12 protein-coding genes are annotated in these 15,785 nt (G+C 72.7%); 6 read left to right on the forward strand and 6 right to left on the reverse strand.

What is annotated here, in order from left to right:
- The first annotated feature begins 18 nt into the window (after positions 1 to 18).
- The 3 genes from M4D82_RS02180 to M4D82_RS02190 all read left to right on the forward strand — a co-directional run bounded on the left by M4D82_RS02180 (position 19) and on the right by M4D82_RS02190 (position 3,825).
- Complete coding sequence (locus tag M4D82_RS02180) at positions 19 to 1,659, forward strand: FAD-dependent oxidoreductase (RefSeq protein ID WP_249764371.1); 1,641 nt, start codon at positions 19 to 21, stop codon at positions 1,657 to 1,659.
- A gap of 251 nt (positions 1,660 to 1,910) precedes the next feature.
- Positions 1,911 to 3,122, forward strand: coding sequence for a sensor histidine kinase (locus M4D82_RS02185; RefSeq protein WP_249764372.1), 1,212 nt, complete (start codon positions 1,911 to 1,913; stop codon positions 3,120 to 3,122).
- Between the two features lie 49 nt (positions 3,123 to 3,171).
- Entirely contained in the window at positions 3,172 to 3,825 is a 654-nt protein-coding gene (locus tag M4D82_RS02190; protein WP_249764373.1) for a response regulator, read from the forward strand.
- Positions 3,826 to 3,834: 9 nt separating this feature from the next.
- Here the strand turns inward: M4D82_RS02190 and M4D82_RS34520 are convergent, their stop codons facing one another.
- The 3 genes from M4D82_RS34520 to M4D82_RS02205 form a co-directional block, all read right to left on the reverse strand.
- A complete protein-coding gene (locus tag M4D82_RS34520; protein ID WP_502988856.1) occupies positions 3,835 to 3,978 on the reverse strand; it encodes a hypothetical protein in 144 nt (47 codons plus the stop codon).
- Positions 3,979 to 4,023: 45 nt separating this feature from the next.
- Entirely contained in the window at positions 4,024 to 4,404 is a 381-nt protein-coding gene (locus M4D82_RS02200) for a PRC-barrel domain-containing protein (RefSeq protein WP_249764374.1), read from the reverse strand.
- Positions 4,405 to 4,494: 90 nt separating this feature from the next.
- Positions 4,495 to 5,805 carry an LCP family protein gene (locus tag M4D82_RS02205; protein ID WP_249764375.1) on the reverse strand — a complete coding sequence of 437 codons (1,311 nt, stop codon included), beginning with the start codon at positions 5,803 to 5,805 and terminating at the stop codon, positions 4,495 to 4,497.
- A 192-nt stretch (positions 5,806 to 5,997) separates the two neighbouring features.
- On the opposite strand from M4D82_RS02205, the gene M4D82_RS02210 reads away from it, so the two are divergent.
- The gene (locus M4D82_RS02210; RefSeq protein ID WP_249764376.1) at positions 5,998 to 7,224 is read left to right on the forward strand and encodes an amidinotransferase; all 1,227 of its coding nucleotides are present in this window, start codon (positions 5,998 to 6,000) and stop codon (positions 7,222 to 7,224) included.
- Positions 7,225 to 7,228: 4 nt separating this feature from the next.
- Here the strand turns inward: M4D82_RS02210 and M4D82_RS02215 are convergent, their stop codons facing one another.
- Complete coding sequence (locus tag M4D82_RS02215) at positions 7,229 to 7,921, reverse strand: HAD family hydrolase (RefSeq protein ID WP_249764377.1); 693 nt, start codon at positions 7,919 to 7,921, stop codon at positions 7,229 to 7,231.
- A 187-nt stretch (positions 7,922 to 8,108) separates the two neighbouring features.
- On the opposite strand from M4D82_RS02215, the gene M4D82_RS02220 reads away from it, so the two are divergent.
- Positions 8,109 to 8,882: a TIGR04222 domain-containing membrane protein gene (locus tag M4D82_RS02220; protein WP_249764378.1), complete on the forward strand. Its 774-nt coding sequence runs from the start codon at positions 8,109 to 8,111 to the stop codon at positions 8,880 to 8,882.
- Positions 8,883 to 8,956: 74 nt separating this feature from the next.
- Here M4D82_RS02220 and M4D82_RS02225 read toward each other — a convergent pair whose 3' ends face one another.
- Complete coding sequence (locus tag M4D82_RS02225; protein ID WP_249764379.1) at positions 8,957 to 9,526, reverse strand: P-loop nucleotide/nucleoside kinase family protein; 570 nt, start codon at positions 9,524 to 9,526, stop codon at positions 8,957 to 8,959.
- Positions 9,527 to 9,757: 231 nt separating this feature from the next.
- Here M4D82_RS02225 and M4D82_RS02230 point away from each other — a divergent pair, with 231 nt between their 5' ends.
- Positions 9,758 to 11,200, forward strand: coding sequence for an amino acid permease (locus tag M4D82_RS02230; protein WP_249764380.1), 1,443 nt, complete (start codon positions 9,758 to 9,760; stop codon positions 11,198 to 11,200).
- Here M4D82_RS02230 and M4D82_RS02235 read toward each other — a convergent pair.
- Positions 11,146 to 15,720 (reverse strand): cation-translocating P-type ATPase, encoded by a 4,575-nt coding sequence (locus tag M4D82_RS02235; protein ID WP_249764381.1) that lies wholly within the window; start codon positions 15,718 to 15,720, stop codon positions 11,146 to 11,148. The two genes, M4D82_RS02230 and M4D82_RS02235, sit on opposite strands and share 55 nt — an antisense overlap.
- Positions 15,721 to 15,785: the final 65 nt, after the last annotated feature.

A 15,785-nucleotide genomic window follows, 5' to 3' on the forward strand; every position in this document is an offset into this window, starting at 1 on the left:
CCGAGGAGGAGCACCGCCATGGCCCGTACCCCCCAGATGCACGCCCTGCGCCGGCTGGCCGCCGAGCACGCCGCCGCACGCCGCCTCGCCATGCCGGCCGCCGAGGTCCGCGGCTCCACGCGCCGCGAACTCCTCGGCCGGGCCGCCGCGCTCGGCCTCGGCACGGCACTCGGCACGACGCTCGCCCCCTCCGCGAGCGCCCACGCTTCGGAGGCCCTGACCGACAAGAGGCCCGTCGCCCCCGCCCGCGTCGCCGTCGTCGGAGCGGGCATCTCCGGCCTGACCGCAGCCCTCACCCTCAAGGACGCCGGCGTCGCCTTCACCCTGTACGAGGCCCATGCGAGCCGCGTCGGCGGCCGGATGTGGACCCAGCGCGACCACTGGGCGTACGGGCAGACCTCCGAGATCGGCGGCGAGCTCATCGACACCAGCCACAAGAAGATCCTGGAGCTGTGTCGCCGCTTCGGCCTGCGCACCGAGGACTTCCTCGGCGGCGGCCCCAACGGCGCCGAGGAGGTGATCTGGGTGGACGGCGCGTACTACTCGCGCGCCCAGGCCGACGAGGACTTCAAGGCCGTCTACCAGGCGCTGCACCGCGACCTCCAGGAGGCCGGCGAGGTCTCCTGGAACTCCACCACCCCGGCGGGAACGGCCCTCGACAACATGACGTTGTACGAGTGGATCGAGACCCGTGTCCCCGGCGGCCACGGCTCGCGCCTGGGCCGGTTCATCGACGTCGCCTACAACGTGGAGTACGGGGCCGACACCGACCGGCAGTCCGCGCTCGCCCTGGTCCTGCTGATGGGCTACCAGCCCAACCCCGGCCACTTCAACGTGTGGGGCCTGTCCAACGAGCGCTACCACATCACCGGCGGCAACGACCTGCTCCCGAACGCCATCGCCCGGGACCTGCCCGCCGGTTCGCTCGTGATGGGGCGCGAGCTGACGGCGCTGCGCGTGGCCGCGGACGGCACCCAGACGCTCACCTTCAACGACGCCGGGGCCGTGCGCACCGTCGTCGCCGACCACACCGTCCTGTGTCTGCCGCTGCCCGTCCTCCAGCGGATCGACCTCAGCGGCGCCGGGTTCGACCCCCTGATGAAGAACCTGCTGCGCGATGCCCGGATGGGCCACTGCACGAAGCTCAACATGCAGTTCACCGCCCGCCCCTGGCGCGGCACCGGCCCCTGGCCGGGCGTGTCCGCCGGGGACTGCTTCACCGACTCCGACGTCCAGCAGACCTGGGACACGACCAAGGTCCAGCCGGGCACCGGAGGCATCCTCCTCCAGTACGGCGGCGGCACCCTCGCCGCCGCCCTCACCCCGGCGACCCCCTTCGCCACCGAGAGCGACCCGTACGTACGGGCCCTCGCGGAGCGGACGCTCACCGGCATCGACGCCTTCTTCCCGGGCACGAAAGCCGTCTGGAACGGCCGGGCGCAGCTGTCGGCCTGGCACCGCAACCCGTACTCCCTCGGCGCGTACTCGTACTGGCCCACCGGATACCTGCACCGCTACGCCAAGTACGAGGGCACCGCGCAGGGGCGCGTCCACATCGGCGGCGAGCACTGCTCGTACGACTTCCAGGGCTTCATGGAAGGCGGCGCGACCGAGGGCGAGCGGGCGGCGCGGGAGGTGATCGCCGCCCTCACGCCCTGACGGACGCGCGGGGGTCGGCCGACCGGGCGCCGGCCGGCCCCCCGGCTCCGCCCCTGCACCCCCCCGTGGGCGCAGGCGCGTGCCGGTGCGGGCGATCGGCCGTCATGCCGTGGTGATGTGTCCCGACCGTACGCGCGCGGCGGTCGTGGGCGCGGCCCACCAGGGGGTGATCATCCGCTGACACCGGCGGGGTAGCGGATGTACGACCCTGGTTGTACGAGTGTCCGGACCGTGGCGCCTAGGCTCGGGGCATGGCATTTCGGGGAGGGTGGTGGGGGGCCGTACGCGGGGTGCTCCCGCAGGTGGCCGACGCGGTCTACGCGTTCGGGTCGTTGGGGATCTCGGCGTCGATGCTCCACAACTGGCCCGACCCGAACCACTACTGGCGCGCCCCCGACGCCCTGGCCTACTGCCTCCTCGCGGCCATGTACCTGCCGCTCGCCGTACGCCGCCGGGCCCCCCTCCTGATCCTCGGCAGCAGCGCGACGGTCGTCCTCGGCTATTTCACCCTGGCCTACTACCATCCGGTGGCCGTTTGCGGTCTGGCGCTGGCCAACTACACCGTCGCCGCGCACCGTTCGCGCACCGTCTCCGTCCCGTGCACCGTCACGACGTGGCTGGTCCTGCTGTGGGGGACCCGGCTGGCCGAGCCCGGCATCGGACTGCTCAGCGTCGCCTTCGTCACGGCCACCGCCGCCGTCACCTGGGTCACCGGGGACGTCTCGCGCCGTCTCGCCGAGCGCGGACGGCGCCTGGCCGCGCTGACCGAGCAGTTGCGCCGCGAGCAGGAGGAGCGGACGCGCAGGGCCGTCTCGGACGAGTGCATGCGGATAGCCCGCGAACTGCACGACGTCATCGCCCACCACGTCTCCGTCATCTCGATCCAGGCGGGACTGGCCGATTACGTCTTCGCCTCGGATCCGCCGACCGCGCACCGGGCCATCGGCGTCATCACGGACAGCGCCCGGGACGCCGGTGACGAGATGCGCCGTATGCTCGCCGTCCTGCGCCACGGCGTCGAGCACAGCGCCCACGACCGCGGCGACACCCTTCCCGACACGGACGGCGCGGCTCCGGGGATGGCGCGGCTCGCGGAACTCGCCGACCGCGTCCGGGCGGCGGGCGTTGCGGTCCGCATCACGGGCGAGGGTCTCGACGAGCCGCTGCCCGCCGGCCTGGACATGTGCGTCTACCGGGTCGTACAGGAAGCCCTGACCAACGTGCTCAAACACGCGCCCACGGCCTCGGCGACCGTCGACCTCTCGCGCGGCCACAACGCCCTCCGCGTCCGCGTCACCGACGACGGGCCCTCCCGGCCGCGGCCCGAGAAGCGAGACGGCCCGGGTCACGGTTTGATCGGCATGCGTGAACGGGCAACAATCTACGGCGGCACCGTCACGGCCGGTGTCCGCTCGCAAGGGGGATTCGAGGTCGATCTCGTCATGCCCCTACCGGACATGTGACGACCGGTCAGCCGCGAGAAGAGCCGTTCCCCGGGGGAGACGACAGGAAATGCCCAAGGTTCTTGTGGTCGACGACCAGATCCTCGTCCGCTCCGGGCTGGCCGCACTGCTCCGGGCCGCCCCGGACATCGAGGTCGTCGCGGAGGCGGACAGCGGCGAGGAGGCCGTGGGCCTGGCCGCCGAACTGCGTCCCGACGTGATCCTCATGGACGTCCGCATGCCCGGCATGGGAGGCATCGCCGCGACCGCCGCCATCCTGGAGCAGGCGCCCGCCCCGCACCCCCGGGTCATCATGCTCACGACCTTCGACCTGGACGCGTACGTGTACGACGCGCTCCGCGCCGGAGCGAGCGGCTACCTCCTCAAGAACACCCCACCGCAGCGGCTCCTGGCGGCCATCCACACCGTCCACGCCGGCGACACGCTGCTGAGCCCCGCGGCCCTCGCCGGGCTCATGAAGGCCTGCGCCCCCGGCCCGGAACGCAGCCGCACCCGTCCCCGACTCGACTGCCTGACGCCCCGCGAGGTCGAAATACTGACCCTGGTCGGCACCGGCCTGTCCAACACCGAGATCGCCGGCCGCCTCGTCCTCAGCCCCGCCACCATCAAGACGCACGTCCACCGGTGCATGAACAAACTCGCCCTCAGCAGCCGCGCCCAAGCCGTCGTCTTCGCCTACGAGGCGGGCCTCATCAGCGCCTGACAGCCCTGGTCACGGCCGACACGGCCGGCTGATGTGGCCGCTGGTGCGCCGCAGGTTCGCACGCTCGACGTCCGGGCCGGCGTCCGTGGCGGCCAGGCCCTCGATCGTCGCCGCCACGGACGAGGCACTGACGGGCCGGAGCGGCGTCGTCATCGGCGCCGGGGCGAGGCCTGTGGCCCCCTTTCGCGGCCCGACGCGTCAGGTGCGGGTACCGCCGAACGGTCCCCCGAACGGACCGCCGATGCCGTAGTACAGGCCGATTTCCTCGCGGTAGCCGGGATCGCCCAGGTGCTTGTCCCGGTGGAACTCCGGAGCGTCCTTGATCTGCTCCTTGGTCCGATCGACATAGATCTTCTGCTCGTCCGGGTCGATGCGGGTCACCGTGCTGGCCGGGAGCAGGACTTCCTTGCCGAAGATCCAGACGCCGGTGTCGACGACCAGATAGGCGTCGCCGGCCTCGGCGGAGTGCTTGTCGACCTTGCCGATGGCGCCGTCGAGCGCTTCGACCTTGTAGCCGGTGAGATCCTGGCCGGCGGTGAGGCCGGCGCTCGGCTGATAGCGCCACACATTCTCAGTCATGCGGAACAACTCCTCCGGTAGACAACAAACCTTGACCCCACCCCGCGTGCCCCGACCGTCGGACTTCATTCCCGTTCCGTGGACGGGTCGTCAGGGGGTGCGGCCGGCGCAGGTCAGGTGGGCCGCCGTGACCGGGGCGCCTTCGGCGACGTTGCGGTCCCAGGTGACCGTCTTGACCGTCACGGGCCGGGTGCCGACGGCCACGTCGAAGGACGCGTCGTGCCCCGGGACGACGCGCAGCCGGGACCCGGGCAGGGCGGCCGCGAGGGTGGCCGCGTCGTCCTCCCGGCCCTCGGCGTGGCTGATGACCGGCGGGCCGTCGGGCCGCGCCACCGGGGCGAACCGCGAGGTGTCCCTGACGGCGAAGCCGTTGTCGCGCAGCGCGGCGGCGACGACGGCGTCGTCCACGCGGACGGCGATGCCGGCGGGATTGGTGCGCGCCGGGGTTTCGGGGACGGGCTGGATCCGGGGGTCCCCGGTGATCGGCCGGTCCTCGGCCAGGGCCTTCCACAGCGCCTCGGAGCGGGACTTGTGCCAGACGAGGGTGGAACCCACCCCGGGCACCCGGTGGTCGAACAGGTCGATCGGCACGGTGGCGAACTCGGTGCGGTCGGCGGAGAGGCGGCCCAGGGCCTGACCGATGCGGACCAGGTCGACCAGACCGGTCCGCTCGTCGGTGCGTACGGACTTCAGCAGGGCTCGGGCCGTGCGCGCGGCGCTCAGGGGAGTGGACAGGGCGCCCTCGGCGCTGAGCCGGCCCAGCAGGTCGGTCACCACCCGCTGCTGACGCCGCATCCGGCCGAGGTCGCCCGCCTTGTTGATGTGGCGGGCGCGGACGTAACGCAGCGTCGTGTTCCCGTCGGTGCGGTGGGTGCCGGCGGTGATGTCGAGGCCGGAGTTCTCGTCCATGAGGGGCTTGTCCGTGCAGACGGTGGCGCCCCCGAGGTTGTCGACGGCCTGCTCGAAGCCGGCGAACCCGGTCTCCAGGTAGTGATCGATGCGCAGACCCGTGGCCTTCTCCACGGTGCGTACGGTCTGCGGGCCACCGCCCATCGCGTAAGCGCCGTTGATCTTGCCGAGGCGGGCGGGGGTGGTGTCGGCGTACTCGACGTACGAATCGCGCGGGATGGAGACGACGCTCGCCCGTCGCCGGTCCTCTGACAGGTGCAGGAGCATCATCACGTCGGTGCAGTCGCATCCCTTGCCGCCCACGTGCAGCCGACGCTTCTCGGCCGCCGAGAGCCCGGCGCGACTGTCGATGCCGACGACGAGGATGTTGAGGCCACGGCCGGCCCCGTCCCTTGACGCGTCGTCCGCCGCCGAGAAGGCCTGTGCGGCCCCCACGCAGGAGCCGATGGCCAGGGTCGCCAGCAGGGAGAGAGCAACGACGGAACGGCGCATCACACAACCCTCACGATCGGGACAAATCGATGGCAAGGGGAGAAACTACCGGGCGGGGGCCCGCAGGGCCGGGCTACACGCCCGCAGGCGTGCGGACGTCCCTCCCGTCGCGCAGAGTGACAGATCGCGCCATCCGTGTCACCGATCCACGCGCGGGTGATTGACCGCCCCTCGCCGGGGAAGCCGTTCTGCATGGCAGTGGAACGCAGTCCCGCGGCGGCGGCGTGGACCACGGGGCCCGGCCCGGACGGCGGGCGGCCCCTGGCGGCGCCGCCGGCCCCGGATGTCAGCTCCGAAGTCACGCCCGATGTCGCGCCCGGTGTCGTCGCGGCCGAAGCCCTCGTATCACCGGTGAGCTCGCACAACGAGTGGGATCCGCTGGAGGAGGTCGTCGTCGGCCGGCTGGACGGCGCCACGATTCCGTCCAGCCATCCCGTCGTGAGCTGCAACGTCCCGTCGTGGGCGGCGAAGCTGCAAGGGGTCGCCGCCGGTTTCAGGTACCCGCGCAGGATCGTCGAACAGGCGCAGGAGGAACTCGACGATTTCGTCGCCCTGCTCCAGTCCCTCGGCGTCACCGTCCGGCGCCCGGACGCCGTCGACCACCGGCAGCGTTTCCGCACCCCCGGCTGGGCCTCGCGCGGCTTCTGCAACAGCTGTCCGCGCGACAGCCTCCTCGTGATCGGCGACGAGGTCATCGAGACACCGATGGCCTGGCCGTGCCGCTACTTCGAGACGCACTCCTACCGCACGATCCTCAAGGACTACTTCCGCCGTGGCGCGCGCTGGACGTCGGCGCCCAAGCCCCAGCTCACGGACGAGCTGTTCGATCCGGACTTCAGCGTCCCCGGCGCCGACGAGCCCATGCGCTACATCCTCACCGAGTTCGAGCCGGTCTTCGACGCGGCCGACTTCGTACGCGCCGGCCGGGACCTCTTCGTCACCCGCAGCAACGTCACCAACCGGATGGGCATCGACTGGCTGCGCCGCCATCTCGGAGACGGCTACCGCGTCCACGAGATCGAGAGCCGCTGCCGCACGCCCATGCACATCGACACCACCTTCCTCGTGCTCGCGCCGGGGAAGGTCCTGGTCAACCCCGATTACATCGACGTGGACCGGCTGCCGCCGATCCTGGACTCCTGGGACGTGCTCGTCGCCCCCGAACCGGAACCGATCGCCGAACCCCTGCTCAAGGTCACCTCGATGTGCGGGAAGTGGCTGAGCATGAACGTCCTGATGCTCGACGAGCGGCGGGTCATCGCGGAGCGGCACCACACCGGGATGCTGCGGGCGCTGGAGCGTTGGGGCTTCGAGCCGATCCCGAGCGACCTCCTGCACTACGCGCCGTTCGGTGGCTCGTTCCACTGCGCAACGCTCGACGTCCGCCGGCGCGGCACGCTCGAATCGTACTTCGACTGACCGATCAATCCCGAGGGGAGCCGGCGAGCGGGCTGGAGTCGAGGCCGTGCAGCAGTTCCGGCGGGCCGGGGTACACGGTCGCCGGGCCGGCGGCCGTGAGCTCGGCCTCGGAGATCCCGCCCGTGAGCAGGGCGATGCACGTGACGCCGGCGCGGGCCGCCGCCTTGACGTCCCAGACCGTGTCGCCGACGAACACGGCGTCGGCGGGCTCGACGTCGGCGAGGGAGAGTGCCTGGCAGACCAGGTCGGGGGCCGGCTTGGAGCTGTCCACGTCGTCGGCGGAGGTGGCTCCGGCGATCACCTCGTCGACGTCGAGCGCCGCGCGGATCGCCTTGACCTCGTCGGCGGAGGCCGAGCTGGCCAGGATGACGCGGAGCCCGCGGGCGGCGATCTCGCGCAGCAGGTCCGGAGCGCGGTCCAGGACCGGGAGGGAGTCGAACCAGGCCGCGTACAGGGCGTGGTGCGCGTCCCGTAGGGCCTGGTCGTCGCGGTGGTCGTGTTCCTCGCCGAGCAGGTGCTCCAGGATCCGGTCACCGCCCATGCCGATGGCCCGGTGGACGCGCGCCATCGGGACCTCGTGGCCGTGCTGGTGCAGGGCCTGCCACCAGGTCAGGACATGCAGGTAATTGGTGTCCACCAGGGTGCCGTCGAGATCGAAAAGGGCAGCCCGGGGCCGGTGCTGCGCGCTCGTGGCCATGATGCGGCTCCCGTCCTCGCGGGCATGCGGATGGTGCGTGCCCTCACGGTGTGCGGCTTCCCGAACCGAGGCCCGCCATGCCGGCCCGCCGGGGATTTCCGACTGCCTGTCCGCCGCCCTGATCGATCGGCTTGTGCCGAAGGCCGGTTGGGGGGAGCGTAGGGCACCGGGAAGGGGGGTGGTTCGCATGGTCATGGCAGCCGGGGTGGCCTGGCTCCTGTTGCTGGTCGTGTGGATCCTGCGGCTTCGGGGTGCGCGGGGGCCGCGGGGTGCGCCGTTCGGCACGGCGGCGCTGTCACCGGTCGAGGTGGCGCTGCTGCGCGGGGGCAAGCGGGCGGCGGCGCGGACCGGGCTGGTCGAGCTGTACCTCGGCGGTGCGGTGGAGCCCGCCTGGCAGCAGACCGTCCACCGCTGCGGTTCCCCGCGCGGAGGCTCCGACGTGGCCCGCGCACAGTTCCGGGCGCTCCAGGGGCACATGCACCCGCGGCAGCTCCAGCGCCTCGATGGGGTGCGGTCGGCCGTCCACGACACGTCGGAGAAGCTGGCGCGTGCGGGGCTGCTGGTGTCGCGAAGGCGGGCGCGGGCCGTACGGTTCCTGCTGCTCCCGGTGTTCGGCGCGGCGCCGGTCGGGGCGATCGCGGGCGGGCAGGCGGCGCCGTGGCTGTCCCTCGCTTTGCTCGCCGACGCCGGCGCGGTGGCCCTGTGGGTGTGGCCCCGACGCACCCTGTGCGGTACGAACCTCCTCGACCGACTGCGCCGCGACCACGCCGCGACCCGATGGGCGACCGAACGGGAGCCGGAGGCCCTGCTGCTGGGCGTGGCCCTGTTCGGCGTCCCCGTGCTCCGCGACCGCCTCCCCCGCTTCACCGAGCAGAGCGGCCTGCTGACCCGACCACCGAGGACCCCCACAGACCGCGGCGGCGGCGGCTCCGGCGACCCCTTCGCCCCCTGCGGCGGCTGAGCCGGCTCGCGGTCCGGCTCAGGCGTGACGGTCGGTCAGGACCATGGGGCCCGTGCTCCCCCACGCGTCGGCCGTCAGCGCGCCCGGACGAAGGCGGCGATCTCCGGGGTGTCCGGCCGGTACCCGTCGGAGGTGTCCACGGTCAGCGTGAGTGCGTCGAGGGAGATGTCGACGAACGCGTCGGGACTGTAGGTGCCCGTGGCGATGTCCGTGAGGAGTTGCCGATCGCCGTGCGCGGCGCGGTGCCCGTCGGTGGCGGCGCGCCGGGTGACGCGTTCGACGATGGTCCGCGTGGTCGTGGCGCAGCGGATGACGCGGAGTTCGGCGAGCTCCGTGAGGGGTTCGAGGCCGGGGCGCCACAGGCGGTCCTGGTAGGCGGCTTCGGCGACGACGGTGACGCCTGCCCGCAAGAGCACGGTGAGGGTCGTGAAGAAGGCGTGCATGGCGGGGATGTCGAGGCGGTCCTGACCGTCCGCGACATGGTCCGGGGTGTTCATGACCATGCCCTGCTTGATCTCGTCGCGGATGATCGCGGGGCAACCGAGTTCGCGGGCCAGGCTGTGGGCGAGGGTGGTCTTGCCCGTGGCCGGTGGACCGCTGACGACGACGAGCGTGGGCCGTGTGGGCGTGGGCCGTGTGGGCATGGGCTGAACTCCGCGGAGATGGCGCGACGACACGGTCGCGGCCTCGGACGTGGCTCGTCCGGAGGGTACAGGGCCCGCCCCGGGGAGGTCGCCGACCTCGTCCTTCCCCCGGCCTGCGAGCGGCGGGCGTCGCGCGGAAGAGTTCGCGAGCCTGCGGGGCGCCTCGTTCCGTCGGGCCGCCGGCACCGCGATGATGAGCGACCGTCACCCCTTCGTGGAGAGGACGGGAGCATGGCGAGGTTGCGTGCGGGGCAGGGCGTACTGCGTCGCAAACCGATCGAGCACATCGAAGAAGCGGAGGGAGCCCCCGGCGAACAGCTCACACGCACGCTCGGCCTGTGGCAGCTGACCGCCATCGGTGTCGGCGGCATCATCGGCGCGGGGATCTTCACCCTGGCCGGGACGGTCGCCAACGGTGTGGCGGGGCCGGCCGTACTGGTCTCGTTCCTCATCGCCGGCGTGGCCAGCGCCGCGGCCGCCTTCTCCTACGCGGAGTTCGCCGGACTGATCCCGAAGGCGGGATCGGCGTACACGTACGGCTACGCGGTACTGGGCGAGCTGGCGGGCTGGTTCATCGGCTGGGACCTGCTCCTGGAGTACACGGCCATCGTGGCGGTCGTCGCCATCGGGATCTCCGGCTACTTCAACTTCCTGCTGGTCGAGACGGGCACGGCCCTGCCCACCTGGATGCTGGGAGCGCCGGGGACCGGTGAGGGCCACCGCGTCGACCTGATCGCCGTCGTGCTCTGCCTGTTCACCGCGTACCTGCTCAACCTCGGCATCAAGAGCGCCGCGCGCTTCGAGACGGTCGTCGTCGGGCTGAAGGTGCTGGTGGTGCTGCTGGTGATCGTCGTCGGCTTCTTCCACATCAACACGTCCAACTACACGCCCTTCTTCCCCTACGGGGTCGGCGGCGCCTTCACCGGTGCGGCGACGGTCTTCTTCGCGGTGTTCGGCTACGACGCGATGAGCACGGCGGCGGAGGAGTCCAAGGACGCCCAGCGCCACATGCCGAAGGCGATCATTTACTCCCTCGCGATCGCCATGGTGCTGTACGTGCTCGCCTGCCTGGTCCTGACCGGCATGCAGAAGTACACGGAGATCGACCCGGAGAGCGGGTTCTCCAGCGCGTTCAAGGCCGTCGGGCTCGGCGCGATCGCCGACGTCATCGCCGTCGGGGCGATCATCGGCATCCTCACCGTCATGTTCACGTTCATGCTCGGTGTGACGCGCGTCTGGTTCTCCATGAGCCGCGACGGGCTGCTGCCCCGCTGGTTCGCCAAGACGCATCCGACGCGGCACGTGCCGACCCGCGTCACCTGGATCGTGGGCGTGGCGTCCGCCGTCATCGCGGGTCTCGTTCCGATCGGGGAGGCGGCGGAGCTGACCAACATCGGCATCCTGCTCGCGTTCGCCGTCGTGTGCACGGCGGTCATCGTGCTCCGCTACCGGCGCCCCGACCTGCCCCGCACGTTCCGTACGCCGCTCATGCCGTTCACCCCGGCGATCGGGGTCGTCGCCTCCGTCTGGCTCATCACCTACCTGCGGGTGGAGACGTGGCTCCGCTTCGCGGTCTGGTTCCTGATCGGACTGGTGATCTACTTCGCGTACTCCTACCGTCACTCGAAGCTGGCCGGTGACCCGGCGATCTCCCGGAGGGACGGCCAGAGGTAGCCGAGGGCGACGGCGGCGGTGATCGAGCCGAGGACGATGCCCCACGCGACGGGGCCCAGCGGTACGCAGCCGAAGAACCGGCTGACCCCGGGGACCTGGATGATCGCGAGCAGTACGGCGGCCGAGCCGAGGCCGGCGACGAGCACGTTGCGGTCCGTTCCGCCGGTGGTGAGGGTCTGGACGAGCTGGGTGCCGACGACGGCGGCCAAGGCCACGGTGCCGGCTCGTCGCGGCCGGCCGGTCAGGCTCGCCACCGTCCAGGCCAGGCCGGCTCCGATGGCGGTGACCACGCCGCGGTGGAGCATTTCGTGGGTGAGGGCGCTGCTCAGGGACTGGGTCGGGCCCTCTTCCAGAAGGCGTTCGCCGGCTTGGCCGGAAGGTTCCCGCATGGCGATGGCGAGGGAGGGCGCGAGGTCGGTCAGCAGGTTGACCAGCATGATCTGGCGGGCATTGAGGGGGGTGACGCCGGTGACGGCGGAGGCCAGGACGCTGAAGGCGACCTCGCCGAGGTTGCCGCCGATGAGGATGGCGAGGGCGGTGCGGACGGACGCCCACATGGCCCGGCCCTCGGTCAGGGCCGCGACGATGGTTTCGAGCCGGTCGTCCGTGACGACGAGATCGGCGGCGGCGGTCGCGGCGGGCGTGCCGCGGTGGCCGAGCGCGATGCCGATGTCGGCGAGTCGGATCGCGGGCGCGTCGTTGGCGCCGTCGCCGGTCATGGCGACGACGCGTCCGAGGCGTTGGTAGGCCTGGACGATGCGGACCTTGTGGGCGGGGCTGCAACGGGCGATGACGTCCACGGTGGGCAGCAGTTCGTCCAGGGCGTCGTCGTCCAGCTCGTCGAGCTCGGGGCCGGTTCGGATGGTGAGTTCGACCGTCTCGTCGGTGCCCGTGGTCGCTCCGTCGGTGCCCGTCGTCATGTCGTCGGCCATGTCGCCGATGGCGGAGGCGATCGCGTCGGCGGTGGCCGGGTGGTCGCCGGTGAGCATGACCGTCTGCACGCCCGCGGCGCGCAGGCGGGCGGTGGCGGGTGCGGCGCTGGAGCGCAGCGGGTCGGAAAGCGTGACGAAGCCGAGCAGGATCAGGTCGCGGACGGTTTCGTCGGTCAGCTCCTCGTCGTCACGCATCCGGCGCTCGGCCACGGCCAGGACGCGGCGCCCCGCTGCGGCGAGTTCCTCGGCCGTCGTGGCCAGCCGCGCCCGTGCGGCGTCGTCCAGCTCGGTGGCCTGACCGTGCGCGGGGCGCCGGCCGGTGCAGCGGGCGATGACGTTCTCGGGCGCGCCCTTCACGCTGAGCAGGACGCCTCCGGACGTCTGTCCGGTGGTGGCGTGATAGGACCGGGCCGGTTCGAAGGGCAGGGTGTCGATGTGGTGCCAGCGGGCGGCGCCGGTACGCGCGCCGACCCGGGCCCGGCGACCGCCGTCGAGGACGGCACGGTCGGTCTGGTGGGCCATCGGTTCGGCCTGTCGGGCGGCCGGGGTGGCGCGCAGGGCGGCGGCGAGTACGTACTTGTGGTGGCTGCCGAGCCCGTCCAGGGGGGCGGCGGTGTCGCCGTCGTGGACCTCGGAGAGGCGCAGGGTGCCCTCGGTGAGCGTGCCGGTCTTGTCGAAGCAGAGCACGTCGGCGCGGCCGAGGGCCTCGATGGTGCGGGGGTTGCGGACCAGCGCGCCCACGTCGGCCAGTCGACGGGCGGCCGCCAGCTGCGCCGCGTTCACCAGGAACGGCAGGCCCTCGGGCACGGAGGCGACCGCGAGGTTGACGGCGGAGGCGAGGTTCTCGGTCAGGGGCTTGCCGTGCAGGAGGCCGGAGAGGGTCACGGCGAGGGCGGAGCCGAGGGCGATGGGGATGCTGGAGCGGGTGAGGGAGGAGAGCCGCGACTCCACACCGGTCTCGGGCGCGGACTGGCGGGCCGTGGCGAGGCTGCGGCCCGCTTCGGTGGCCGCTCCGGTGGCGACGACGACGGCGACGCCGTGCCCGGACGACACGCTGGTCCCCTCGTAGAGCATGGAGGTCCGGCCCTGGATGTGGGAGGCGACGACCGGCGCCGGGCCCTTGGTCACCGCGAGGGACTCACCGGTCAGGGAGGACTCGTCCACCTCCAGGCCGTCCGCCTCCAGCAGGCGGCAGTCGGCGGGGACGACGTCCTCTGGGCCCAGGACGACGACGTCGCCGGGGACCAGCTCGCCGGCCGCCACCAGCCGCTCGTGCCCGGCCCGGCGGACCCGGGCGCCGATCGCGGAGCGGGCGAACAGTTGAGCGAGGGCCCGGTCCGTCCGTACCCGCTGGAAGCCTCCGACCAGGGCGGACAGGCTGGTGATCGCCGCGACCAGCGCGGCGTCGGTACGGGAGCCCACGGCCGCCGCCAGCGCGCCGCCGACCGCGAGGACGGGGGTGAGCGGATTGGAGAGCTCGTCGATGAAGGCGTACGGGAGGGTCAACGGCCCGGGGGCGTCGGCGTACGCGCGCTCCGCGCGGGACTGGGCCTCCTGCCCCGACAGGCCTTCCGGGCGGCTGTCGAGCCGCTCCAGGACCCGGTCCACGGGCATCAGGTGCCAGGGGGTGGTGGTCACGGGCGGGACCAGGGGGCGGGCCAGGAGTTGCCGGGCGCGCCAGAATCCGAGGCCGAACGCGACGAGGCCCGCCGTGTTGCCGATCGCCAGTACCCGCGCCGTCGCCCGCCAGGTGGGTGACTGGAGAGCGGCGACGGCGCCGACACCGCTGCCGCCGGCGGCGAGGATGTGGCTGTCGTGGTCCACCCTGGCGGAGCAGGCGACGGCGTCGACCACGAGGGCGGCCGCTTCGAGGTCCGCGCCGACCAGCAGGTGCGCCCCCCAGGGAGTGTGCTCCTCGTGCCGGTGGACGCCGACGGCGCAGTCGGCCTCGGCCAGGGCGCGCCGGTTGCCGGAGACGAGCAGGACGACGGCGCCGTCCGCCTGGAGGCAGCGCAGCGAAGCGACCAGGCTTTTGCCGGCCGGGACGACGGCGTCGGCGTACGGGATACGGGCGTCCTCGCGGGCGCTGGCCACGATGACGCGGGCCCCGGCGCGGCGGGCCGCCGCCGCGACGGCCTCGGAGCCCGGGGCGGACTGGGTGGCGAGACCGGCGACGGCCAGGAGGCGGTTCCCCCGGGCCAGGCCGAGCAACCGCTCGGCGCCGCGGCGCCGGACGCGCTCGGCCACGTCGGCTTCGGAATCACCGGCCTCGGGGGGCTGTGCCGTGTCCGTGTCGTCGCCCTCCGGTCCGTCGAGGCCTGTTGGTGGATCGAGGTCCAGCTCCTCCAAGGGGCCCAGAACCCAGTCGCCGTCGCGGTGGGTGGCCAGGGGGGCGTCGGGATCGTAGAGGGCGAAGAGGCGTTCGGAGACCTCCACGGCCTCGGCGCCGTTCACGACATCGAGGTCGATCGGCTCGTAGCGGTCGCCGCGCAGGGCGTCCTCCTCCAGGAGGATCGTGTCCACCTGGCCCAGCCGGCGCAGGACGGTGCGGTCCATCGTCACCACTCCACGCTGTGCCAGATGTCGGCCGAGGCTCGCGGCGAAGCCTTCGCGGCCGGCCTTCGGAGGCTTGGGCACCGAGGCGACGCCCACGGCGATCGCCCGCCGCAGTCCCGCGAAGGGCAACGCGGCCGCTGCCGCGCCGACGCCGATCGCCATCGACCGCTCCGCGAAGCGATCCACCGCGTCCTGGGGCAGCGGGCCCGCCCGCTCGGTCGCCACCGCCTCGGCGGACGCCTCGTCGGGGCCGCGTACGAGTCCCGGCTCGGCCTCGCTCCAGGCTCCGCGCTCGGCGCTCGCCTCGCGCCACGCCGCGACGCGCAGCAGCACGTCCAAGGCGATCCCGCCACCTCCGGTCGCCACACCCTGGATCAGCGCCCCCGCCACGGACAGCAGGGACTCGGCCTGCTCCTCTCCGCCGACGTCCTCCACCAGATGCCGCAGCCGCGGGTGCGCGCGAAGGGCGTCGACGAGGGCGGCGACCTCCGCGGGCAGTCCGAACCAGGGGGCGACCCTGCGGACCGTGGCGATGGTCAGGCCGAGGGTGTCCGCCGCCAGGGCGGGCAGCCAGGGGAAGGGCGGACCCTCGGACGGGTGATCGGGTTCCGGGCGCCAGTCGTCGAACGCCTCCTCCTCGGCGGCGTGGTCCCCTTCCGCGCCCTCGACGAGGGCCACCAACTCCTTCTCCGGCGGGGGCGGCGCGTCCACCTCGACGATCACGCGTTCCATGGGCGCGTTCACGCGCGCCCACACCACGCCCGGATGGCCTTCGAGCGCGCGCTCGATGCGGCGCGCCACCCTCTCGCCCTCGGCGCCGTGGACGCCGGACACCTCGATGTAACAACGGCCGGGCTGCCGCCACACTTCACGGTGGCGCGTTCCGACGAGGGTCTCCGCCACCTCCCAAGCCACCCGCGCTCCCGAGGCGGCGCAGGCGGCCAGTCCGGAGAACACCGAGCCGAGAAGGGAGGCCGTCGTGTCGGCGACTGGGGCGGCGGGACCCGCCGATGAGGTCTTCGGCTCCGGCATGAACGTCCTTCCCCGGAACGTCGAGGGGATCAATCCGGTCGAATCTGCTTATTCCACCCCGTTAA

Origin of the sequence: Streptomyces sp. RerS4, assembly GCF_023515955.1 — a bacterium.
Taxonomy (GTDB): Bacteria; Actinomycetota; Actinomycetes; order Streptomycetales; family Streptomycetaceae; genus Streptomyces.

Coding starts and splice junctions, on each gene's coding strand:
- M4D82_RS02180 (WP_249764371.1), top strand. CDS start 19: ATGGCCCGTACCCCCCAGATGCACGCCCTGCGCCGGCTGGCCGCCGAG.
- M4D82_RS02185 (WP_249764372.1), top strand. CDS start 1,911: ATGGCATTTCGGGGAGGGTGGTGGGGGGCCGTACGCGGGGTGCTCCCG.
- M4D82_RS02190 (WP_249764373.1), top strand. CDS start 3,172: ATGCCCAAGGTTCTTGTGGTCGACGACCAGATCCTCGTCCGCTCCGGG.
- M4D82_RS34520 (WP_502988856.1), bottom strand. CDS start 3,978: ATGACGACGCCGCTCCGGCCCGTCAGTGCCTCGTCCGTGGCGGCGACG.
- M4D82_RS02200 (WP_249764374.1), bottom strand. CDS start 4,404: ATGACTGAGAATGTGTGGCGCTATCAGCCGAGCGCCGGCCTCACCGCC.
- M4D82_RS02205 (WP_249764375.1), bottom strand. CDS start 5,805: ATGCGCCGTTCCGTCGTTGCTCTCTCCCTGCTGGCGACCCTGGCCATC.
- M4D82_RS02210 (WP_249764376.1), top strand. CDS start 5,998: ATGGCAGTGGAACGCAGTCCCGCGGCGGCGGCGTGGACCACGGGGCCC.
- M4D82_RS02215 (WP_249764377.1), bottom strand. CDS start 7,921: ATGGCCACGAGCGCGCAGCACCGGCCCCGGGCTGCCCTTTTCGATCTC.
- M4D82_RS02220 (WP_249764378.1), top strand. CDS start 8,109: ATGGTCATGGCAGCCGGGGTGGCCTGGCTCCTGTTGCTGGTCGTGTGG.
- M4D82_RS02225 (WP_249764379.1), bottom strand. CDS start 9,526: ATGCCCACACGGCCCACGCCCACACGGCCCACGCTCGTCGTCGTCAGC.
- M4D82_RS02230 (WP_249764380.1), top strand. CDS start 9,758: ATGGCGAGGTTGCGTGCGGGGCAGGGCGTACTGCGTCGCAAACCGATC.
- M4D82_RS02235 (WP_249764381.1), bottom strand. CDS start 15,720: ATGCCGGAGCCGAAGACCTCATCGGCGGGTCCCGCCGCCCCAGTCGCC.